We start from the raw sequence: 20,866 nt of genomic DNA, 5'->3' as shown, positions 1-20,866 counted from the left end.
TGAATACTTTTCGGGGCGACCGCGCGCAGCCGCGGTCGCCCCGACGACAGTTAACCCCTCACAGGAGCATGACATGTCTTTCTCTTTGACAAAGCGAGTTGCGACCTTCTCTCTTGCCGGCATGTGCGCTTTGGCGATGGTCGCGCCAGTAATCAATGCTCCATCAGCTCAAGCAGCAGGCCATCGTTTCGGTATTTCTCAGACTTTCTGGATCCGAGTTGACGGACGTGTCACTCACCAGTTTTCACTCATCGAGCAGTCCAACTTCATCAGTAAGGAAGCCTGCGAGTCTCTTCCAGTGGCATTGGAGTGGTCTCGCGTCACCTTCAGTGCCTCACCAACCTCAACTCGATGCACCATCGAAACTGACTTCAATCGCCATGTGAACCCCTATGTAGCTGTCGATCAGAATCGAAGCGTAACTTTTGCCGCTCGCCCCATCGCACTTGAAGACCTTGGTCTTGAGCTTCCTGAAGACACGACTCTCACCTACCAGTCCGTGAGCCTCACCGGAAGAGGGTTCCACGCAACGCAGGTCAACGCGGGAGCAGAAACCCGCCAGGACAGCACAGGTGATAACGTCTCATGGAAAAATATCGGAAAGAATGTCGTCGCCGCTGAGGGGACTATCGACGTCGACAACGATTTCCACACTCAAGAACGCAAGACCTATCAAGGTATCGAAGCCGTTGATATGCCCGGCGATTTTCAAGACGCTTCCTCTACTGTCAAAGCAAACTCAAGCAGCTCTAACAGCCCATCCCCTTCTTCGACGTCAGCGCGTTCAAGCTCAGGCTCCTCGGGAATGATGTCCGGCCTCATACAATTCATCATTCGCTTGCTCCCAGCGATTGTCATATTTGGCGGTGCGACGTTTATAACGAGGTATTCCGCCCGCCGGCGTCGCAAGAACAAATACCAGAGCGGCGGATTCCCAGTACGCGTTCCTACACCGCTTCCATCCCACAGCACGTCGGGGGCTCCTTCACAGGCACCAAGCCCCTTCAGCGTTCGCGGAAAGGACCCCTCTGCCAGCACGTTCTCAACAGGATCGCAGGCCCCCTCAACCAGCACGCCGAAGAGCACTGTGCCCACTGATCCCCACCTCGCGCCCAGCGAGCCACAGCCGGCCTCGGCCTCGCAAACTCCGACTTCGCCCCCGCCTGCTACCTCCTCGGAGCCGTACAACCCCTATGCGCCGTCCCCTGATCCCGCTTCTTCCCTGCCTCCAGCGGCAAGTCCGGCGGAAGCCGCCGATTCAGCACCAGATCCGTACTCGACCGACTGGCGAAATTCCCTCTAGGAGTATCTGATGCCTTTTTCTTTCCCGAGGCCGACAACGCGCTCTTTCCTTGCCTGCGCTTTTGCGTGTGGATTCCTTGTCTCGATTGGTTTGCCCGCCCCTACTCATGCTGCAGAGCAAGAGGTCTCGATTAGCGAAAGCGTTTACGTACGCGGTAGTGGACGTAGCCAATACGAGCTATCGATCTTTGACCGCACTCAAACCATGACCGAAGCTGCCTGCGAGGCAGTCCCCTTGGCTCAACAGTGGTCGGTCGTCGAATTCGAAGCCAATTCTTCTTACAACTATTGCCGCATCGAAACCGATTTCAACCGACACAAGAATCCCTATGTGGCGGTTGATTCAAGTGGACACCTCACTTTCGCTGCGAAACCAGTGAAAATTGAAGACCTCAACCTCGGCCTTCCCAGCAATACCGTTGTTTCTTCGCATCACTTTTCATTGATGGGGAGGAACCTGAATACATCGCGTGTGAGCGAAGGCGCCTCGGTGCGTCGCGATGATTCTGGCGACACCGTTCACTGGGATGAGGTTTCTGAAGAAGTGGTCGCTGCCGAAGGAACGGTGGAAATCGACGACCGTTTTCACGCTCAAGAACGCGAGGTTTTTAACGGCATTAGCGCTGTTGAAGTACCCACTGATCTTCAGGCCCCCAATGTGACGACCCCGTCCAGCGATACAGGAACCGGCGGGCTAGGGCGCATGTTCTTTGGAACTCCTGGCATGCGTTTGGTTCTCTTCTCCTGTTTATTCATCACCGTCGTTCTCGTGCTTATTTCTGCAGTTTTGATTTCACGCAGGAATAAAAAGAAGACCGTCTACTACCAAAGCGGTTTCAGCTCATACCAAGCTGGAGTATCAATCCCCCAACCATATGGCTCAACGACGCCCGGAGGCACCTATACGCCGACCGGCATGGGCCCACAGGCAGGATCAGCACCCGCTTCGCCCTACCAGGGTTCGTCCTCCGCCGGCGCTCAACCGCCTTCTCCTTCTTCAAGCGGCTGGCACAACCCGTTTGAGCCACCAAAGAACTGAGCGTTTTCTGCTGGCACAGCGGGAGTGCTCACCTACCTCACCCCACACAGGAGGCGTACTCCCACTAGACTGGCCACAGCCTCGGCAATGATCATGGAAGGACTCATATGCGATCCACTCTGATGCGACGCGTGGTGCGCCTGCTGGGCATATCAGCCTGCACGTTCCTAGTTGCTGGTAGCGCCTCCACGCTGATGGCGACACCTGCACTCGCTGACAGCGCCTATGTCTCCATTGGCGAGAGCGTCATCTTCAGCGATATCGGATTCATCAAATATGAGCTCAACATTATTGATTCTTCTCAAACCATGACCGAAGAGGCATGCCGTTCTCTACCCCAGTCGAAAGCCAGCGCGGAAACAACCTTCTCAAACGACAAAAACCTGTCATACTGCAGGATTAACGCAACGATCGTGGGTAATAATCCCTACCTAGCGATCAATAAACAGGGCGATTTCACCTTTGCCGCACGCCCGGTAGCCCCTGAGGACCTCCATCTTTCTTTCCCCGCGGATACAGATTTCAAAGGCATGCGTTCGATCACTTTCAGCGCACCGAACGCCGCAGTTACCCAGCTTTCATCAGGGGGTTCTATTGACGATGGTTTTAATCACTGGGTCATTGTTAAGTGGAGCGGTGATGCACTGAATGCTCCCGTCGCAGCTATTGGCACACTCAAGGTGCCCTCAAATTTCCACCCGATGAGCCGCATGAAGCTCGGGGGTATTTCACCAGTTGATGTGCCTAGTGACCTCACAACCGTCAATCAAGCGACCTCGGCTCCGTCCAAAGCCGCGTCGCGACGGACAACAAGTTCTCAGAATTCAAGCTCCACGCCTGGCGTCATTTCGTTTTTTGACACCGTCTTGAGTTCGCTTCAAAAATACGGTGGCCTTCCGATAGCCATCATCTTTATCGCGATTGTCTGGGGCTTTGACTCGCTCAAAAAGAAAAAGAAGAAGAAGCAAAAGAAAGCAGAGCCGTCGCCACTCAGTATTCCCCAGTACTACGAGCCAGCTCGACCGCCTGCCCAGCCAAGTTCAGAGACTCCTTTTGATGTGAGTTCTCAGCCTGTTACCGAGGCCGAGGCCGAAGCCTCCACAGCGCTCCCCCATCCCGAGCCCTCCCCATCCCCTACCCCGCTTGGACACAATCCCTTCTCCTTGGAGCCTGCATCCAGAACCCCGGACATTCCTTCGATTCCCGAGGCAGCGTCGGCAGCCGAGGCCGCGGATGATCCTTTCCGGCCATCTTCTTCCACACAGGGCGGGACAGCATCGCACAAAGCCTCAGAAGGACGTAATCGTTTTGCGCCGCCGGAGGAATGACTTCAGACTTACGCAATCACAGCCGCAGGAAATCGCGAAAACTAAGGAATTACTCATGAGAGCATCTATTTCCAGACGAAACCGCATTTTGCTGAGCATTGCGGCCTGTGCGCTCATGATTTCCGCTTCCTTATTCGGGGCATCGCCCGCTCATGCTGTTCGCAATCAGGCGGAGATCAGAGAGTTTTTCATGATTTTGTCGGACGGTAACGTCAGTCACTCCATTACGGTAATCGACTATTCAAAGACGCTCACCCAAGATGCTTGCGACGCATCTCCTATGGCCCAGCAATGGTCTCAGACTCGATTCACCGATGACTCATATTTGAACCAATGTGAAATTACTACGGATTTCAAGCGTGCAACAAACCCGTACGTTGGCGTCGATCAGGATGGAAAGGTGACCTTTGCTGCAGCTCCTGTGGAGCTCAAAGACCTCGCCCTTGGCCTTCCCGAAGACATTTCCGTGATAGCACGTCGAGTTGACTTCACCGGAGGCTACCTGACCATCACAAAGGGCACGAAAGGCTCGGAACTTGTGGAGAGCGATCCTACGAGCGATTCGGTGAGATGGATTAATGACCTCGGTTCGATCGTGGGTGCCGAAGGATATATCCAAGGTTCTTCTTATTCCCACCCGATTGAGCGCAAAGATTTCAACGAACTTACGGCTGTTCCTGTGCCGACCGAAATGACGGATTTTCCGCATTCACGCACTATTGCGGCTCCGACGTCGTACACTCCTTCACCTACAGCAAGTTCATACACTCCTTCGCCTACAGCAAGCTCGCCATCACCCTTTAGTCTTGGGTGGCTGATCAACCGGGTCATCAACCCCGTAATCGGCGTGGGACTGGGGGGGGTTTTTCGTGTGGTGCATGTGGTGGATACTGAAGAAGGGTCTAGAACGAAATAAGACTCAGGCGGGGACCCTTGCCTCCTCGGACTACCAAGCCCAATCTTCGACACCCCCCGCACCCACCCCGACTGTTCAAGAACCTCACAATCCTTTCGATTCGGAGTGGCGTAGCCCTTCGGCTTAAATCGAGCAGGACTGCACGCACGTCCTTGGATCTCAGCTCACCTTGAGGAAATTAATGCACCCCTATCACCGACACCTTCACCGCCTGCAGACTTGGGCGGCTGTGTGTGCATCTGTCATCGCGCTGTCGCTTTTCACCGCTACCCCCGGCTATAGCGCAGAAAACGAAGTAAAAATTAACGAAGTCTTCACAATTCGTGAACCAAATTCGGTCAGCTATCAAGTTACGGTGCACGATTTCTCGAAGACACTGACTGAAGAGGCCTGCCAGGCTTCTCCCGTTGCGTTGGATTGGTCCTCGGTGACTTTTACTCAAGAGACATATTCGAACGATTGCTTTATCTCCACGGAATTTAACCGATACGCAAATCCCTATGTCGGCATCGACGAAGACGGGAAGTTAACATTCGCTACGTCACCACTGACCTTGGAGAAGCTGTCTTTGGGTCTTCCCGAAAATACAGTCGTCGCACGTCAGAGCGTCACACTTTCAGGGTTTTACATGCGTTTCATTAAAACCAGCAGCGGCGCTCAGCTGGATGACAGTAACCCCAACTTCAGTACCGTGGAGTGGCTAAATATTGACACACCCACCTTTGCTGCTGAGGGAATTGTAGAAAAAGCGAAGAATTTCCACACCATCGAACGTAAAAACTTCAATGGGGTTGTCGCAGTCCCCATGCCAACGAATCTTCAAGACGCGTCGTACGCGCGTCGCGCTACCGCTGCGAGTTCACCCACGGCTCAATCAGCATCGTCCTCTTCCCCCGGAACATTCACCCGACTGGTTCTAGTAATGACGATGACCCTCTTATTTCCGGCATCTGTGATCATTCTCTTGCGTACATGGTTCGACAGACGTCAAAAGCGCAAGGCCAAAACGAAGACTCCCACAGCTCCATCCCCCGTCAGTTCCTCCTCTATTCCAAGCGCGATAGGAACATCTGCTCGCACTTCCCAGAATCCTTTTGCGACGGAATGGGAAGGTGAAACGGATACAACAGGCGATGACAAGGGACACTCCGAAAAACCGGGTTCCGCATCCACTGAATTCCCCGGCCCCCCTGGAGATTCACCGCGAAATCCCTACGGACCGCCAACTAGCTAAGCACTCTGCTTCAGCATTTTTGCCACACTAAAACAATTCGATATGCTTGCAGCAGCTTGATTCAATTTCGAAGGATGTCTCAATGAAGCGTTTGTACTCGACGGCAGCCGCACTTGTGCTTGCCGGAGCGCTCGTGCTCCCAACAGCAACGACAGCACACGCAGCTAATTCAGATCTGACCGTCTCCGTGACTTTGAGCGTCTATAACAAGGGAAGCGTCGGCAAGGCCTTCGATATTTATGACCGTTCCAAGCAAATCGATGAGGGAAAATGTAAATCCTTCTCGAATGGGAACGGCGACTACCGCATCGAATTCACGCAGGGTGATAACTTCACTCGATGCTCAGTCTTCCCGCCCTTCGAAAGTGGAGATGCCGTCGGGAAGTACTATTCGCTGACCGAGCAGGGCGATTTCACCTTGGTCTATTCCGCAGACCAGTTGATGAAAGAGACTGACTTCCTGGGCCGCCAGCGCGATATTGGTTTCATCAATGTCCGTCCGCTGGTATTTGAACTTGATAGCGCTTCTGAAGGCGCCCAGTTCCACGACGAAGACCGTGCAAAGCGTGGTACCGACGAATACTCGCCGGTTAACCAGATCGTGACGTGGCAAAAGCCCACCGGAAAAGTGGCAGTCCACGGTAAGAAGACGAAGTCCTATGAGGGCGCCGCGACAGTGAATGGGCAATTTGGAACTGATATTCCTACCCTCAGCCCGCTGCCCGAGCCCGCTCCTGAACCAAGTGCGCCTGACCGCAACCGCACAGCTCCTTCAACTCCGGCTTCTTCTTCGTCTTCATCGTCACTGATTTGGATTATCGGTGGTGTTGTAGCAGGTGTGCTGGTGGTTGGAGCACTCATTATTTTCGTTCTTCGCCGCCTTTCTTCCGCGTCTAAGAATGCTGATCAAGCATCGGGAGACGAAGAGAAGCTTGCAACAGCTTCGTCGACGCGCGAACGCACTCGTGAAGATAAGCGTCGCGAGCGCGATGAGCGAAAGCGTGCAAAGGCAGCGGCAAAGGCAGCTCGTCAGCAGAGCAGCGCACCCGGTGCGATTCCTCAGGGCTCGGCTCCGCTGGGCACAGCTCCTCAGAGCGTCGCTCCCGCTACTTTCCAGGCTCCTACTCAACCTGTAGCTCCTGTAGCACAGCCCGCAGCCTCTGCAGCCTCGGCTGCCGTTCCGGCTGCTCAGCAACAGGCCGTACAGCCTCAGACTCAGGCCCCCGCGGCCCAGTCTCAAGCGGCAGCAACGCAAGATGCTGCACCGCAGAAACAGCCCCAGGTACCTGCAGTGCACATTCCTCCGGCACCGAAGTCAGAGTCTTCGCCCGCCCGCCATTCTGCGGTTTCTCAGCCTGAAACTCAAACACCGAACCAATCGGCGCCTTCCGCACAACCTACAGCTGAACCCGCACAGGCAAAGCCCCACGTGGAAGAGCAAGCGGCTGCAGCGGCCTCGACCCCTGCACCAGTTGCTCCGGCACCAACTGCTTCTACGCAACCTACTCAGGCGCCAGCCGCACCGGCTCCTTCTGTGCAAGCTACCCAGGCTCAACCTACCCAGGCACCAGCTGCTCAGTCGCAGCCTGGGCAAGGCTCGCAGCAGCAGTGGACGCAGCCTCAGCCTGCCCAGTCCCCCGCGCCTCAGCCTGCTCCGCAGCAGTGGGGACAACGGCCACAGCAGCAACAGCAACCCGCACCACAGCAGTGGGGACAGCCGCTTCCACCCCAGCAGCAGCAACAGCAACCCGCACCGCAACAATGGGGACAGCAGGGATATGCTCCCATTCCCAGCCAGCAGCAGGCGCCTCGTCAGCAATGGGGGCAGCCGCTTCCTCCCCAACAGCAGCAACAGCCACAGCAGCAAGGTATGAGCTTCCGCGGTCAAAGTATTGTTCCGCCGGCTCCGCAACAAAGCCAGCAGCCCCAAGCTCAGGGCTCCCCTTACGGTGCTCCTCAGCAGTGGGGACAGCAACCTGCACAGGGCCAACAGCCCGGGCAGAACCAGCAATGGCAGTCGCAGAGCCAGGTTCCAGCTCAGCAGCAATGGCAGCAGGGCGGCCAGCCTTCTCGCAATCCCTACGGACCTGCTTCGCAGCAGGGCCAGCAGTGGGGCGGGCAACCCGCACAGCAGCCCTATGCCCCCGGACCGCAGCAAGGCCAGCAGTGGCAACAGTGGCAGCAAGGACAGTCCGCTCAACAGGCCCAGCAGTGGGGTGGACAACTCACGCAACAGCCCTACGGCCCCGGCCAGCAACAGGGGCAGCAGTGGCAGCCTCAAAACGGTCAGAATGCCCAGAATGGGCAGCAAGGCCAGCCCGGCCAACCGCAGCAGGGCCAACAGCCGGGTCAGGGACAGCAGTGGCAGCAAGGCCAGCAGGCAAATCCCTGGGCGCAAGGCCCCACGCAGCAATAACGAGCTAGAGAGCTCAAGGATAGGTTGAGGGCTTGGTATCACGTGATACCAAGCCCTCAACCTCTTTGTAGAAACCTTTAACGCGTTCTTCCCTCCATTAAGAACGCGCCAGAAGACCTCTACTCGATCACCTTCTCAAAAGACCACACATGCACATCGTTCCCATCCAAAGACACCGAGTGCTCGCCAACAATTCTGTATCCCGCACTCGAATAAAAGTGTGCATTCGCTGGGGTGCAGGTAATAAATGCGAGGCAGCCTCCCCCATGGGAACGGATATATCCTTCAATCCCACGTTCAAGGAAAAGCCGACCAAGGCCTCGGTGTTGAAATTCCGGATCCACTGCTATCACCGTCAGGAACCACTGAAAATCCGATGCTTTACGGACAACTGAATCCGCGGCCTCGGTAAAAGAGAAGAAACGCACCAATCGGTCAAAGCGCATGTATCCAAGGAGGGGCCTGCAGTAGCGCAAGTACTCAAGCAGCCCTGGCGGGCGGCGGTTCAGCGCCGCAACGCCAAGGATTTTCCCCTGATCTTCTAAGACCAAAACCGTGTGATACCGCACGAATACGCGAATCATGACGCCGTGGAGATCACGAATCCAGTCGGAGAATTTTTCGGGTTCAGCAAGTAACCCTTTCACCGCCGTGTGAAGAGGGTAATTTTCGAAGGCTGCACCCGCGAGATCAGCGAGTTTATCTACCTGATCCTCGCGCGCAGAGTAAACGTGCATGGCCTTCCCCGATCGTCGGTTCCTCATGTCTGAGTGTGAGTGGATACTGAGGTTTTGAGGCTAATGCATCAACCTGCACCCGTTCTTTCAAAAGTCAGTATGAAGGCAGAACAGCGCACTCGCAACAGTTTGCATTCATAAATGTATCGGGAATTTTTTGAGGAAATTTCAGGCGAGTAGCCGATCGACCTCTGACTAGCGTTAACCTGAAAATGTGTGGCTTCTCTTCGCCTGAGGTTCAGCATTCTTCGCTGGCATCACCGCTGTATTTGCGAAGCTGGAAATCCACGGCCTCGTGGCTGTGCTACTACCGAGCGCTCCAGGAAGGCCCCGCGTCCGTCGTTGTCCCTATCGACAAGCTTTCTATACTGGTGACGGTTGCATTTTCAGCACTCATGTTGCGCGAACAGGTCTCGGGACGGTACCTATTGGGGATCGCTAGTATGTGTGCTGGGGCCGTACTGATGGTCATCGGCTAGCTAGAGGAGGAAAAGTTATGCTGCGCCGAGCAACACTCGAAGATGCATACGCTCTGTCCGCGCTTGCGTCCACGTGCTTCACGCAGACTTTTGGCCACCTCTATGCACCCGACGACCTTGATCGTTTTATTCACGAGGCCTACTCCCCCGAGGTCCTTCGCGCAGAGCTTGCGGATCCGAAGCGCCCGACCTGGTTGCTTTTCGAGGAGCTTTCCATGGACGCCGAAAGCGCTCCCTCCCCCGCGCATGTGGACGAAGGCTCGGAAGGCACGTTGATCGGCTACGTGACGGCTTGCCCCGCGCACCTGCCCCACCCCGAGGTCAAGGAGGGCGACGGGGAAGTACAACGCCTGTATTTGCTGCAGGAATACCAAGGTGGAGGGCGCGGTTCCCGAATGCTTGAACATGCGTTGAATTGGCTCGAGGCAGACGGGCCGCGAACACTGTGGATTGGCGCATGGAGCGAGAACTACGGTGCACAGAGGCTGTACGGTCGCTACGGTTTCACGAAGGTCGGAGAGTATTCATTTATGGTTGGCGATCACGCTGACCGCGAGTTCATTTTGCGGCGCGACGCCGCGGTTCAGGAGTCCTCATGAAGACAGCACACTGGCACGCACTTTTGCTTGCAGGAGCAGGAGTTATGCATTTCAAGGCCCCTCAGGTTTATGACGCGATTGTGCCACGTAGCCTTCCCGGGAATGCGCGAACCTACACCTTGGTGAGCGGCGCTGCCGAGTTAGCAATTGCCACTGGCCTTGCGCTTCCATTGACGAGGCGACTGGCCGGCTTGGCCGCGAGCGCACTGTACGTCGCCGTCTTCCCTGCAAACATCAAGATGGCCATGGATTATCGCAAGGAAGGCAAGCCTGCGGCCGCACAGGCACTTGCATATGCTCGACTACCGCTTCAGATTCCTTTGATTCGCGGGGCGTGGAGGGTGTTTCGAGGAGATGCCGACGCAGGCTAACTTCCGTTTCCTCGCGAATCTCAGATATCTAGCGGAGGAATCACCTACGGCTTAGCCTCCATCTCTGGGTCCACAGCCCGTTACACTCGTAGATTTGCAGGTGTGTTCCGTTCTCAACGCGCCCTTGGGGAGCATCAAGACACTTTGCGGATTGTGGGTTAAACAATGATCCGTCTGCGCGTAACTTCCATTTCTGCGCGCCGGTACCATTACATTCCCACAACTGAACTTTTGTGAAATTGGAAGTCCCCTGCGCATCGACATCTAGGCATTTTCCAAGAGACTCGATCGCACCATCAGGCGTAAGGTTCCAACGCTGTCCGCTTGCTTCATTACAGTTCCATAGCTGCACTGGGTTTCCATTACGCGATGTGTTGGTATCAACATCAAGGCACTGCTGACCTGGGCCAACCAGCTGTCCTGTGTTTAACGGCAATTTACCGCGCGCGAAGCGAATCTCACATTGGTCTCCTACACCTAACCATGTTGCTGCGAGATAGACATAATCACCGTTCTCAGCCAAGGGAATTACAGGAGAGGAATAGCCTGGGCATGAGGGCAGTCCTTCGGCGTACGCACCTGTCGGCACGACAGAAAGAGGCAGAGCAACTTCCCTCCAGTCTCCCTTCCCCATTGAGGTATTAACTAGCATCACTGAACCGCTCTCCTCAAGAACGCGTTCATCACCAACATGCCCTGCAGTCACTCGCTGCCCAGTAAGCACCAGTGTCCCATGGGGACCGCCACCCTTCATCCAAGAAATCAATGGCGTATGGAGAAGATGACGGTGATCAGCAGTACTCACGAGAATTCCCGGATCATCAAGAGGTCCCCAGTGAAAGCCGTCCTCACTGAACTTTATAAAAACCTCGCATGCATGATCAGGATCGGTTGCGTCCCTACACAGTTCATAGCTCATGACGGTACGCCCATCCGGAAGTTTCGCGAATGTCTGCATGCCCGGACGCTGGAGATTGTCTGCGGGGAACGCTACGTCCTGAGTAAAGTTTGGCTCCCACGTTCTTGCACCATCCCGGGACAAGTAGTGCCCAATCACTTGGTTATTAGTTCGAGAATTTGCCGGACGCTCATCGGAAATATAACAGCCAACTCGACCGTCACTTGTCATTAGGAAAGCAGGCTCCCAAATCCCATGTCCCCAGGTATTGGGGAGATTCTTTGTCTCTGTACAATTTGAGAGATATTCCCAAGATTTTCCTTGATCCCTACTCAAAAAGACTTCAATCTTCTGAGCTGTATAGTTCTTCCGTTTCCAGGCAGTCCCAGCTGCAAGAATATCGCCCGCTTTAAGGCCGTTACGCGTAAATGGGACCTCGAACAATGTTGGAGCTTCAATGTCCCACCCGTCCGTATGGGAGCGAATTGATGAGATCAGACTCCAGGTCTTTCCTTGATCTCCACTTCGAAAAATCGGAAGAGAAGTGGGGGCGTGCTCTCCTTCGCGAGCAAACGTCGCAAGAAGAGTCCCACTGCCTGCACCGTATTGAAGTTGAATTCCCCTCGGATAGCCAGCTTTCCCCTTCGGATGCACTTTCAAGTTCGGGGAATAGAGAACTTGTCCAGATTCAACTGCACCTACTGGTGGCGAGACGGCGACCAACAAAGGCGAGACCACAATCAGCATGATCACCAAAATCAGAAATGCGAAAGCACGTGAACGCATATTCTTCTCCTTCAACGCAAAGGAAAAATAGTGGAACCGACGGGTTTATTCAGTTAAGGGTGCATTGACGAGGTGAGCCGAAACCAGAAAAGTAATCGGCCTACACCGCTTATGCACTCTCCCGGATCACAAGACTGTGAGGCACAATGCATTGCTGCGCCTTACGCTTTGGATCTTCGATCCGATTCACAAGAAGATTGAGTGCTGTCTTTGCAATATAAGGAATATTGATCGAAACGGTGGTTAAAGACGAGGTCTGATACCGCCCCTCGGGGATGTCATCAATTCCAACAACAGCTATGTCATCAGGAACCTTGACGCCAAAATCATGTGCAGCGCGCAGAGCACCGACAGCTAGAAGGTCGGAGAAACAAAAGACAGCATCAGGCCGGCGGTTTGAGCTAAGCAGGTTCCGCATTGCCAGATATCCGTCTTCGCGACTGTAGTGCTCGGCGGGCACAAGCCATTCTGCCATAACACTCAGACCGCGCTCTCGTAGCGCTTCTTGATATCCCAATGTTCGTTGAAGGGGCGTAGTGAAGACTTCATCAGGCTGAGCCCCAATCGCTGCGATATATTTACGTCCCGAAGAAATCAGATATTCCACGGCGTCACGAGCTGCTTGTCGATTGTCGATCGCCACATGATCCGTTGTTCCATCAAAGTCATACTCGCCCAGCAGGACAATCGGAGCTTGACGCGGCTTCCTCTTCACTACCAAACCCGCATCCGTCACCCGGGAAGTGAAGAGCAGGCCGTCGAATAGAAGATTCTTCGTATTCCCTCGCAAAAGAGCTTCTTCTTGCTCAAGATCGTTACCTGTTTGAAGGACGATGGCGCTATAACCGTGCTCACCAGCCTGCTTAATGACCTCTTTCGCAAGCTCACTAAAGTAAGGAACATCAAGTTCCGGCACAGACAAAGCGATGATCCCAGTTTTTCCAGTTCGCAATGTTCGAGCAACAAGGTTGGGCTGATACCCCAGTTCTTGGATAGCTGCTTGCACACGAGCACGTGTTGCATCGCTAATATGCGGGTAATTACTCACGACGTTAGACACGGTCCGCACAGATACCTGAGCGCGTTCAGCAACGTCTTGCAATGTCACAGCCATGTAACAATTCTTCCACTTCTTTGCAACGTTTGCAAACCTGTGTAATATAACATCTACGCGATTCGATGCGAACTAATTTGCAACGTTTGCAATTTAGTGAGCTGCTATGGCTACGTATCACGCCCACCAACCTAACAAAGGAGTTTTGATGCAAGGGCTACAATCGCGGCGCCCACATTCGTGGCGACTCATGGTTTCATTCGTCGCCGCGGCCGCCGTTCTCAGCACCAGCCTGTCAGCCTGCACAACCCCTATCACTGGAAGTGCAGACTCAACAGCATCCTCATCAAACAAACTACAAGCCCCGACGGAAGAATCCCCAAGCGGCGAAATCACCATTTGGGACCGCTCGGGTGACCTCTTCGAAGTCTTCGAAAATACCATCGCAGACTTCAATAAGAAGTATCCCAACATCAAGGTTCACCACGAAGCTGTCGATATCGACGCAAAACTTCAAAACACCCTTATCACCGGAACAGATGTTCCGGACGGAGTCTTCCTCGATGATGCCAAGGTGTCTGCATTCACCGACCACCTTTGGGATCTTAGCGACGTGCTGAATCCCTATACCAAGGACATCTCAAAGCAGAAAGTTGATGTTAACCGAAAGGGAGACGGCATCTACGGTGTCCCCTTCGACCTCAACCCCGGCCTGCTCTACTACAACGAGAAGGCCCTCAAAGCTGCGGGAATTGATCCAACGACAATTAAGACCTACGACGATCTCCTCAAGGCCGCCAAGGACTACAAGGCTTTCAAACCTGATGCTGCGCCAATCCACATTGAACGTGCAGGCTTCCTCAGCCAACTGCAGTTGGAAATGTACGCCAGCCAGCTTGGAACTTCACTTGGCGACAGCCAAGGAAAGCTTCGCCTAGACAGCGCGGAATACCGCCAGATATTAACCTGGCTCGACACCGTAAACAAGGAAGGCTTGGGAACGCGAACAGAATACTTGGATGCCACAGATATCGCTGAACTCGAGAATGGGAACGAAGTCTTCTATCCCTGGGCGATCTGGTACAGCTTTGCACCGGAACAAATGCTCAAAGAAACCCGCGGTGACTGGCGGGCGATGGAACTCCCGGCATGGAAATCCGGTGGCGCCCGAAGCGGCGCGATGGGCGGCTCTTCCTTTGTTCTTCCCAAGAATGGTAAGAACTCCCAACTCGCCTGGCTCTTCTACAAGTTCCTCATGTTCGACAAGGACGGATATTCAAAGGTCTGGGGAACCTCAAGCACCTATCCGAACGGCTTAACGACCTCGATCCCCTCGTATCTTCCTGCTGCGGACCCGAAGGTGCCACTCTTCACGCCGACTGACGCACTAGGCAAACAAGATCTGTGGGCTGTGGCGACTGAAGCCGGTTCTCAGATCCCAGGCGGTACGCCAATTCCTAGCTGGTGGACCGGCGCTGTCGATTACTTGGGAACCAATATCCAGTTGATGTACGACGGCAAACTCAGCGTTGACGAAGTCATCACGAACTCATCTAACGACATCCAGAAGAATCTTGTGGATCGACAATGAGCACTTTTACTCAGCCTCACCCGCACAGCTACAAAGCAAGAGTGAGCACTCGCGCTGCTCTAACGAGCGGACGCCTGCGCAAGAAAACTAGCCCATATATTTTCATCACGCCTTTCATCATCTTCTTCTTGGCCTTTAGCGTTTATCCAATGCTTTTCACTGCCGAGCTGAGTTTGACGAACTGGCACGGATCCGGAAATGCCGTGTGGGTGGGGCTGGGTAATTACTCTTATCTCCTGACAAATAAGGCTTTCTGGGCTTCACTGGCAAACTCCGCCATCTTGTGGCTCTTGGTGCTTCCGACCCAACTCGCACTCGGGATTGTCAGCGCTGTCCTACTCAACATAGCCGAGATGAAGTTCCGCAGTTTATACCGCGTCACATTCATCATTCCGTTTGTCACTCCCCTCGTAGCAATTGCACAGGTCTGGGTAGTCGTTTTTGACGAACGATATGGAGCTGTTAATGCCTTTCTGCGCATCTTTGGAATTGAGAACATCGGCTGGCTAACCACGACAACTTGGGCAAAACCAACCTTGGCGCTCTTGTTCCTGTGGAAGACCACTGGATTCGTCGTCATTATTCTTCTCTCTGGTCTTCAGTCAATTAATTCAACCCTTTACGAAGCCGCTGAGATTGATGGCGCGGGCAAAGTCCGCCAGTTGTTCTCCATTACTATGCCGCTCCTTCGCCCAACCTTAGGTTTCGTTGTGGTGATGCAGACGTTGGGAGTCTTCCAAATGTTCGCCGAGCCTTTTGTCGTGACTCAAGGAGGTCCCTACAACTCGACGACAACCGCCGGATATCACCTGTACAACTTCATCACCCGCGCAGACCTTGGAACTGGAGCCGCTAATTCCATCCTGCTCGTTGTGATTGTCATGACCTTGTCTCTTTTGTTCGTCCGCGGCCTGACTTCGAAGGAGTAGATATGTCATCCCTACTTTTCCGCCAGTCACGGCGCAGTCTTCATCTTGGGGCGCATGCTTTCTTGATGATTCTGATGTTTTGCTTCCTAGCCCCCGTGGCTTGGGCAATTCTTTCCGGTTTTAAACCTGCGAGTGAAATCGTCCGAAGCCCTCTGGATTTTGACCTATCGACTCTGACCCTAGATAACTACCGTGCGATGCTTTCGGATGTCCCAATCTTGTCTGGGTTTAAAAACACTGCGATTGTCCTTGTAGTTAAGGGCGGCATCACGATGTTCTTTGCACCACTTGCCGCATTTGCCTTCGCAAAATACAACTTCCGAGGCCGAAACTTCGCCTTTGGAGCAGTTTTGTTAACGTTGATGCTTCCAACCATTGTCTTGATCATTCCATTGCTACTAGAGATGAAAGCACTCGGTTGGATCAACACTTATCAAGCTCTGATTCTTCCCGGAGCAATTGATGCCTTCGCAATTTTTTGGATGCGTCAGGTCATTTCAACTGTTCCAGACGAGCTCCTTGATGCAGCTCGGGTTGATGGTTGCGGCGAATTCACTATTTTCTGGAGGATAGTCATCCCCGTGATCCGCCCGGGTCTAGCTGGGCTCGCAGTCCTGACGATCATGAATATCTACAACGATTTTGTGTGGCCAGTAGTCGCTGCGAATTCTGATCGAATGGCTACCCTTCAGGTTGTTCTTTCAACCCTCGCTCAAAACATCTCCGGAAACCGTATTGGCGCCGACTATGCAACAGTTACCGGTGAACTTCTCGCTGCGGCCTCAGTCGCGCTTATTCCTCTTCTTCTTCTCTTCATGATCTTCCAGAAACACTTCATCAACGGAATTCTTGCTGGAAGCGTTAAAGGCTGAATACTCTGATGTACACCGATACCACGACTCCTCGGAGCGACTACCCCCGCCCAGACCGAGATCGTTCTCAACACTGGATCAGTTTGAATGGACCTTGGAGTTTCCAAGCAGACTACGGCTCTTCCTCAACTCCGGAGGGGTTAAGGAAAGCAGTCAACGAACAAGTTCCATCACTTATTTGTGTACCCTTCGCCTGGGAAACCAAACAGTCTGGAGTCAACCGCACATGGCTCGAGCACGGAGTCTATTCTCGACAGGTTGACATTCCCAAAGAGTGGTTGGGACGGCGCACAGTCCTTTGTTTTGGCGCAGTTTTTTACCGTGCTGAAGTCTACGTAAACGACATGCGAATTGGTGTTCACACGGGTGGGCACACATCTTTTGAATTCGACATCACAGATGCGTTACAGACAGGTTCAAGGCACACACCGGGACTCGATTCTGACTTCTCAGCAACAATTACTGTTTCCGTGGATGCTCCCGTAGATAAGCGCCATATTCCGCATGGAAAGCAACGTTCAATCCCGCGTGATGACTATGACGGCGTTTCTTTCACTCCAACCTCTGGTATCTGGCAATCCGCATGGTTAGAGAGCCGCGGCGCACCATTTCTTGATTCCATTCAGGTTGACGGTACTTCGCTGAGAGGTTTCCAAATTACTGCTGCTCTCTCCGGTTCAAAGATTTTCGCGACAGAAACCTCGGAAGCTCGGGCTAGCTCCCCCGACAGCTTCCGCGGTCAAGCAGTCACGATTAAGGTCGAGGAAAGCAACGAGGAAACCATAGTATCCACAGATGAAAATGGCTTTCTCACAGCATTTCTGCCCATTGAAGACCCTCATTTATGGTCACCATCCAATCCTTTCCTCTACCGCCTTACTCTGACCACCGGCGCTGGCCACACAGCCGATCAGGTGACCGTAACCGCGGGGTTACGCAAGATCGAGAGCCGCGATGGGGTCCTGTGGCTGAACGGAGAACGTCTTTTTGTTAGAGGTGTCCTTGACCAAGGCTATTGGCCGGAAACTGGGCTCACTGCACCCAGCAAGCAGAAGTTACTGCAGGATCTGTACCTAGCCCGCAAGCTCGGCTACACAATGGTTCGTAAACATCTCAAACTTGAAGATCCACTTTGGCTTCACGAGGCGGACAAAATAGGGATGCTGGTATGGGCTGAACCCCCATGCTCGAGCCGGTATTCGCCTGAAGGCGCCGAAGTGTTTAATTTGCAGATTGCAGATATGGTTGCGCGCGATTTCAACCACCCATCAATCATCTTATGGGGGTTGTACAACGAAGAGTGGGGCCTAGATTGGGATATTCCAGGCAGCCCGATACGTGCGGCTGCGGCAGCGGCAGCTTTCGATCAATTGAAACGTTGCGATCCGACGCGTCCTGCAATCGAAAACTCGGGTTGGTCACACGTTAAAAGTGACATCATCGACTGGCATTATTATGAGCCTCAAATTGCGGTTTGGAATCAGCGCCTTGCAGAGCTCATGCGCGCTGAACGAGACGACTTCCCGGTTCGTTTAGGACCCAATTTCACAGTTGATAAGCACTTATACGGGAACGAAAACCCCGCGCTGCGAAGTTTACCGAACCTTAATAGTGAATACGGGGAAGGTTTTACAAGCGTAGAGCGCGCGTGGCATTTGCGCTGGGAGACACAGGAAATGCGCCGATACGACTCCATGAGTGGATACGTCTACACAGAGCTCACTGACGTTGAACACGAAATGGCAGGACTGCTCGATGCTAATCGGAATCCCAAGGAATGGGCGGGTTGTATACCGTCTGCTGTTAACGCCGATACCGTCATTGTACTGAACGTTGTCCCGCGTGAAGCCGGAGCAGATATTGCTATCCCCTTTGCCGGGCAACTGATCGGTTTTCATCTTTCACATCATGGAGTCAGCGAGATACGAGGGCGCGCCTATGCAATGTGGATACCCGCTCACAGCCCGGTGGATTTTGACATCCGCAAGGTCGCGGGTGCAGCAGGTGTTCATGTATCAGCTTGTGAGGTTTTCGCAGAGCCTTTTATTCTCTCTCCCGAATTCTCTCTCTCCGTTTCAGGGATAGAAGACCCTGCCCGTCTACTGATTTGGGTGGAAGACGAGTCAGGAGTAGTTTGCGCGCGCGCATACCTAGACGCCGCCGAAGTCGAAGCTGCAAACCGACGCGGCGCAAGAGCCGGTGAATTTGTCGATGTTCCCAGGCCGGGGTGGAAAGAGGATTAGCTAGACGCCTGCTAGCCCTGTGCCCGCCCCACTGCGTCAGCTCCAGGAGGCGGGAGCTGACGCAGGTGCTGCTTGAGTCGATTGGCCTGAGTTTGAAGCGAAACGAAGGTCATGCCACCCGAAATCACTCCGCCAATAAGCGGGAGGATCTTCGACATTGTTTTGGTAAAGCCCTGCCTCGTCACGGAAATTCCAATGACCTTGAGAGATTTCTTAACGACCGGATACCAGGTCCCCTTCATCAAGGCCTTGCGCGCAACTCGCTTTTCAATAGCAGGGGCAACGATCATCCGAGCAAAATCCCGCATCGACTCAGCAGCTCCTGCAACCCCCAGCATGACGCCGAAGAATAGGCCCATCTGCGCAATGGTCTCATCATCAATATCTTCTGGATCTGTCAGGAATTCTTTCCATCCATACAAATACGCAAGCTTTTGCATGATCCGAAGCGAGTGAACGTAATACTGCGCCAAGTCAGCGGGCACGGTCCCCACCATTGCGAGCCCACCCGGAATACCAGCGACAAATGAGAGAGCGGTCGATTTCTTCGTTTCATAAGAAATCGCGTCATTGGCCAATTTGTCCAAACGCTTCTGAGAAATTCCCGCCGAGATCGGATCACTGGCAATAGCTTCTTCAATTTGTGACTCACTCAAGTGAGCTTTCTGAAGCTCTTGGCGCAGGAAGTCTTCACGAGAGATCCGCACTCCCCGAATGCGCACGAGCTTCTTCAGAAAGAAGACTGCATAAACCGAGGCCTCTTGCCCTTCCTCCGTCGAGAGCTCAGAAAGCAGAGGGACATTCTCATCATCTTCAATGAGTTCACCTTCAAAAACGGGAGCATCAAGAAGTTCATCTTTCTGATAGCCATGCGTGGCTTCTTCGGAGAACATAGGTTCTTTCTCCTGGCTCATAGTGCCTCTTATCACTCACATCGAAAACAGGTAGTGCGATTCTACTGGAAGTAGGGATTACTCACGCTTCGTCGGATAGCGCCGATCCTCGACCCCCTGCCCACGGGTCCGGCGCGCGCCAGCAGGTGCTGCGCACCTACTTCCCCGACATGAACTTCGACGAACCCGGCGTCGGATAGGCGGAATTCCAGCGTATTCGCGCGCTCGATACGGCCTCGGAAAACCTGGTCGGAATCACCCGCATCCTGGCCGAGCTGCGCCCCGACACACCCGCGCTCGCGGCCACCGGGCGCGTGCCCGTGCACATGCTGTACGGGGACCAGGACGAGATCTGGCCGCCCTCGTGGCACGCCGAGGAGGCCGCCGACCTGGGGGCCCGCGAGAGCATCATCCGAGGGGGCACGCACAGCCCGCAGCTGCAGTTCCCGCAGCAGTGGGCGGAGTTTGCCAGCTCGTACTGGGCGGACGTGGATTCGGGAGCGCTGGTCTGGTCCATGTGACGTGAGATGATGTGGCATCGTCCCAAAACAGGCCTTGTGATGCATATCTGTGAGGATGGATGCTTAGTATTGTGCTTATGAACAAGCGTTCCATCCTTACTGCAGTGCTGGCTCTCGGCCTGGGCGTCACCGCCCTGACTGGCTGCGCCACCGATTCCGATTCCGCTCACTCCTACGTGACCCCGAAGGACGTCAAGACGGTCGAGCGTCCCATCGCTCAGATCGACGAGCACGGGATCAAGGTCCCCGAGAAGCACGACCTGAAGGTCAAGCTGGCCGACTCCGACAAGGCCGCCAAGTGGACGATCGAGGTCTCTGACCCGACCGCCCTTGAGGTGGGCAAGTCCGAGAAGAACATCGTCACCCTGCACCCGCTGCGTGCGCTGGGCGAGGACGACGACCCGATCACCGTGACCCTGACCGATCCGGACGGCATCAGCACCGAGATCACCGTCGTTATCACGCCGGGCGCCAACTGAATCTAACCCTGTGAGGGCCCGGGATCGGTATCGATCCCGGGCCCTCACATGTTGGCGCCTAATCGAAGTGCTTCACAGAGCGTCTATGAACTCCCGGAGTGCGCGTAGCGACAGCATGAGGTGGTTGTCTGCCCCCCGGGCAGGGAACAAACTGCGAGGACTGGTGGAGGTAGAACTCA

Annotated in this window: 19 protein-coding genes; 14 read left to right on the top strand and 5 right to left on the bottom strand. The window is 54.2% G+C overall.

Translation table 11 applies throughout. From position 1 onward, the window contains the following. The first annotated feature begins 73 nt into the window (after positions 1-73). The 6 genes from ADG72_RS07885 (at position 74) to ADG72_RS07860 (ending at position 8,235) form a co-directional block, all read left to right on the top strand. Positions 74-1,303 (top strand): hypothetical protein, encoded by a 1,230-nt coding sequence (locus ADG72_RS07885; RefSeq protein WP_048714167.1) that lies wholly within the window; start codon positions 74-76, stop codon positions 1,301-1,303. A 9-nt stretch (positions 1,304-1,312) separates the two neighbouring features. Further along, on the top strand, positions 1,313-2,341 hold the full coding sequence (locus ADG72_RS07880; RefSeq protein WP_048714165.1) for a hypothetical protein: 1,029 nt from the start codon (positions 1,313-1,315) through the stop codon (positions 2,339-2,341). Between the two features lie 107 nt (positions 2,342-2,448). Further along, complete coding sequence (locus ADG72_RS07875; protein WP_048714163.1) at positions 2,449-3,669, top strand: hypothetical protein; 1,221 nt, start codon at positions 2,449-2,451, stop codon at positions 3,667-3,669. A 55-nt stretch (positions 3,670-3,724) separates the two neighbouring features. Then, positions 3,725-4,585 (top strand): hypothetical protein, encoded by an 861-nt coding sequence (locus ADG72_RS07870; RefSeq protein WP_239667703.1) that lies wholly within the window; start codon positions 3,725-3,727, stop codon positions 4,583-4,585. Positions 4,586-4,766: 181 nt separating this feature from the next. Then, positions 4,767-5,819 carry a hypothetical protein gene (locus ADG72_RS07865; RefSeq protein WP_048714162.1) on the top strand — a complete coding sequence of 351 codons (1,053 nt, stop codon included), beginning with the start codon at positions 4,767-4,769 and terminating at the stop codon, positions 5,817-5,819. A gap of 82 nt (positions 5,820-5,901) precedes the next feature. Beyond that, on the top strand, positions 5,902-8,235 hold the full coding sequence (locus ADG72_RS07860) for a hypothetical protein (RefSeq protein ID WP_048714159.1): 2,334 nt from the start codon (positions 5,902-5,904) through the stop codon (positions 8,233-8,235). Between the two features lie 119 nt (positions 8,236-8,354). Here ADG72_RS07860 and ADG72_RS07855 read toward each other — a convergent pair whose 3' ends face one another. Continuing rightward, positions 8,355-8,999, bottom strand: coding sequence for a GNAT family N-acetyltransferase (locus ADG72_RS07855; RefSeq protein ID WP_239667702.1), 645 nt, complete (start codon positions 8,997-8,999; stop codon positions 8,355-8,357). Positions 9,000-9,184: 185 nt separating this feature from the next. Here ADG72_RS07855 and ADG72_RS08590 point away from each other — a divergent pair, with 185 nt between their 5' ends. The 3 genes from ADG72_RS08590 to ADG72_RS07845 are packed head-to-tail and all read left to right on the top strand — an operon-like array spanning position 9,185 to position 10,421. Next, positions 9,185-9,451: an EamA family transporter gene (locus tag ADG72_RS08590; protein WP_080978677.1), complete on the top strand. Its 267-nt coding sequence runs from the start codon at positions 9,185-9,187 to the stop codon at positions 9,449-9,451. A gap of 17 nt (positions 9,452-9,468) precedes the next feature. Continuing rightward, the gene (locus ADG72_RS07850; protein WP_048714155.1) at positions 9,469-10,050 is read left to right on the top strand and encodes a GNAT family N-acetyltransferase; all 582 of its coding nucleotides are present in this window, start codon (positions 9,469-9,471) and stop codon (positions 10,048-10,050) included. Then, on the top strand, positions 10,047-10,421 hold the full coding sequence (locus ADG72_RS07845) for a DoxX family protein (RefSeq protein WP_048714154.1): 375 nt from the start codon (positions 10,047-10,049) through the stop codon (positions 10,419-10,421). The genes ADG72_RS07850 and ADG72_RS07845 overlap by 4 nt, the downstream gene beginning before the upstream one ends. A 40-nt stretch (positions 10,422-10,461) precedes the next feature. Here the strand turns inward: ADG72_RS07845 and ADG72_RS07840 are convergent, their stop codons facing one another. Together ADG72_RS07840 and ADG72_RS07835 are read right to left on the bottom strand one after the other, a co-directional pair. Further along, positions 10,462-12,105: a sialidase family protein gene (locus tag ADG72_RS07840; RefSeq protein WP_048714152.1), complete on the bottom strand. Its 1,644-nt coding sequence runs from the start codon at positions 12,103-12,105 to the stop codon at positions 10,462-10,464. A 109-nt stretch (positions 12,106-12,214) separates the two neighbouring features. Further along, the gene (locus ADG72_RS07835; protein ID WP_048714150.1) at positions 12,215-13,219 is read right to left on the bottom strand and encodes a LacI family DNA-binding transcriptional regulator; all 1,005 of its coding nucleotides are present in this window, start codon (positions 13,217-13,219) and stop codon (positions 12,215-12,217) included. A 190-nt stretch (positions 13,220-13,409) separates the two neighbouring features. On the opposite strand from ADG72_RS07835, the gene ADG72_RS07830 reads away from it, so the two are divergent. The 4 genes from ADG72_RS07830 to ADG72_RS07815 are packed head-to-tail and all read left to right on the top strand — an operon-like array spanning position 13,410 to position 18,794. Then, complete coding sequence (locus ADG72_RS07830) at positions 13,410-14,750, top strand: ABC transporter substrate-binding protein (protein WP_048714348.1); 1,341 nt, start codon at positions 13,410-13,412, stop codon at positions 14,748-14,750. Between the two features lie 41 nt (positions 14,751-14,791). Continuing rightward, entirely contained in the window at positions 14,792-15,679 is an 888-nt protein-coding gene (locus tag ADG72_RS07825; protein ID WP_048714346.1) for a carbohydrate ABC transporter permease, read from the top strand. Between the two features lie 2 nt (positions 15,680-15,681). Next, positions 15,682-16,551, top strand: coding sequence for a carbohydrate ABC transporter permease (locus ADG72_RS07820; RefSeq protein WP_048714147.1), 870 nt, complete (start codon positions 15,682-15,684; stop codon positions 16,549-16,551). Positions 16,552-16,559: 8 nt separating this feature from the next. Beyond that, entirely contained in the window at positions 16,560-18,794 is a 2,235-nt protein-coding gene (locus ADG72_RS07815) for a glycoside hydrolase family 2 protein (protein WP_048714146.1), read from the top strand. An 11-nt stretch (positions 18,795-18,805) separates the two neighbouring features. On the opposite strand, the gene ADG72_RS07810 is transcribed toward ADG72_RS07815, so the two are convergent. Both ADG72_RS07810 and ADG72_RS08720 read right to left on the bottom strand, forming a co-directional pair. Further along, the gene (locus ADG72_RS07810; RefSeq protein ID WP_048714144.1) at positions 18,806-19,708 is read right to left on the bottom strand and encodes a hypothetical protein; all 903 of its coding nucleotides are present in this window, start codon (positions 19,706-19,708) and stop codon (positions 18,806-18,808) included. Between the two features lie 41 nt (positions 19,709-19,749). Next, positions 19,750-20,115 carry a hypothetical protein gene (locus tag ADG72_RS08720; RefSeq protein ID WP_192831738.1) on the bottom strand — a complete coding sequence of 122 codons (366 nt, stop codon included), beginning with the start codon at positions 20,113-20,115 and terminating at the stop codon, positions 19,750-19,752. Positions 20,116-20,267: 152 nt separating this feature from the next. Between ADG72_RS08720 and ADG72_RS07800 the strand changes: the two genes are divergently transcribed. Beyond that, positions 20,268-20,687 (top strand): hypothetical protein, encoded by a 420-nt coding sequence (locus ADG72_RS07800; RefSeq protein ID WP_048714143.1) that lies wholly within the window; start codon positions 20,268-20,270, stop codon positions 20,685-20,687. Positions 20,688-20,866 lie beyond the last annotated feature (179 nt).

The sequence above is a fragment of the Trueperella pyogenes genome (assembly GCF_001070855.1).
GTDB lineage: Bacteria > Actinomycetota > Actinomycetes > Actinomycetales > Actinomycetaceae > Pauljensenia > Pauljensenia pyogenes_A.
This window is presented reverse-complemented; position numbering and strand designations above follow the sequence as displayed.

What these genes read in the sequence shown, in the direction of transcription:
- ADG72_RS08590 (WP_080978677.1), top strand. Translation starts at nt 9,185, where the DNA reads ATGTGTGGCTTCTCTTCGCCTGAGGTTCAGCATTCTTCGCTGGCATCA.
- ADG72_RS07850 (WP_048714155.1), top strand. Translation starts at nt 9,469, where the DNA reads ATGCTGCGCCGAGCAACACTCGAAGATGCATACGCTCTGTCCGCGCTT.
- ADG72_RS07810 (WP_048714144.1), bottom strand. Translation starts at nt 19,708, where the DNA reads ATGAGCCAGGAGAAAGAACCTATGTTCTCCGAAGAAGCCACGCATGGC.
- ADG72_RS07835 (WP_048714150.1), bottom strand. Translation starts at nt 13,219, where the DNA reads ATGGCTGTGACATTGCAAGACGTTGCTGAACGCGCTCAGGTATCTGTG.
- ADG72_RS07855 (WP_239667702.1), bottom strand. Translation starts at nt 8,999, where the DNA reads ATGAGGAACCGACGATCGGGGAAGGCCATGCACGTTTACTCTGCGCGC.
- ADG72_RS07870 (WP_239667703.1), top strand. Translation starts at nt 3,725, where the DNA reads ATGAGAGCATCTATTTCCAGACGAAACCGCATTTTGCTGAGCATTGCG.
- ADG72_RS07875 (WP_048714163.1), top strand. Translation starts at nt 2,449, where the DNA reads ATGCGATCCACTCTGATGCGACGCGTGGTGCGCCTGCTGGGCATATCA.
- ADG72_RS07860 (WP_048714159.1), top strand. Translation starts at nt 5,902, where the DNA reads ATGAAGCGTTTGTACTCGACGGCAGCCGCACTTGTGCTTGCCGGAGCG.
- ADG72_RS07840 (WP_048714152.1), bottom strand. Translation starts at nt 12,105, where the DNA reads ATGCGTTCACGTGCTTTCGCATTTCTGATTTTGGTGATCATGCTGATT.
- ADG72_RS07820 (WP_048714147.1), top strand. Translation starts at nt 15,682, where the DNA reads ATGTCATCCCTACTTTTCCGCCAGTCACGGCGCAGTCTTCATCTTGGG.
- ADG72_RS07880 (WP_048714165.1), top strand. Translation starts at nt 1,313, where the DNA reads ATGCCTTTTTCTTTCCCGAGGCCGACAACGCGCTCTTTCCTTGCCTGC.
- ADG72_RS07830 (WP_048714348.1), top strand. Translation starts at nt 13,410, where the DNA reads ATGGTTTCATTCGTCGCCGCGGCCGCCGTTCTCAGCACCAGCCTGTCA.
- ADG72_RS07815 (WP_048714146.1), top strand. Translation starts at nt 16,560, where the DNA reads ATGTACACCGATACCACGACTCCTCGGAGCGACTACCCCCGCCCAGAC.
- ADG72_RS07865 (WP_048714162.1), top strand. Translation starts at nt 4,767, where the DNA reads ATGCACCCCTATCACCGACACCTTCACCGCCTGCAGACTTGGGCGGCT.
- ADG72_RS07845 (WP_048714154.1), top strand. Translation starts at nt 10,047, where the DNA reads ATGAAGACAGCACACTGGCACGCACTTTTGCTTGCAGGAGCAGGAGTT.
- ADG72_RS07800 (WP_048714143.1), top strand. Translation starts at nt 20,268, where the DNA reads ATGCTTAGTATTGTGCTTATGAACAAGCGTTCCATCCTTACTGCAGTG.
- ADG72_RS07885 (WP_048714167.1), top strand. Translation starts at nt 74, where the DNA reads ATGTCTTTCTCTTTGACAAAGCGAGTTGCGACCTTCTCTCTTGCCGGC.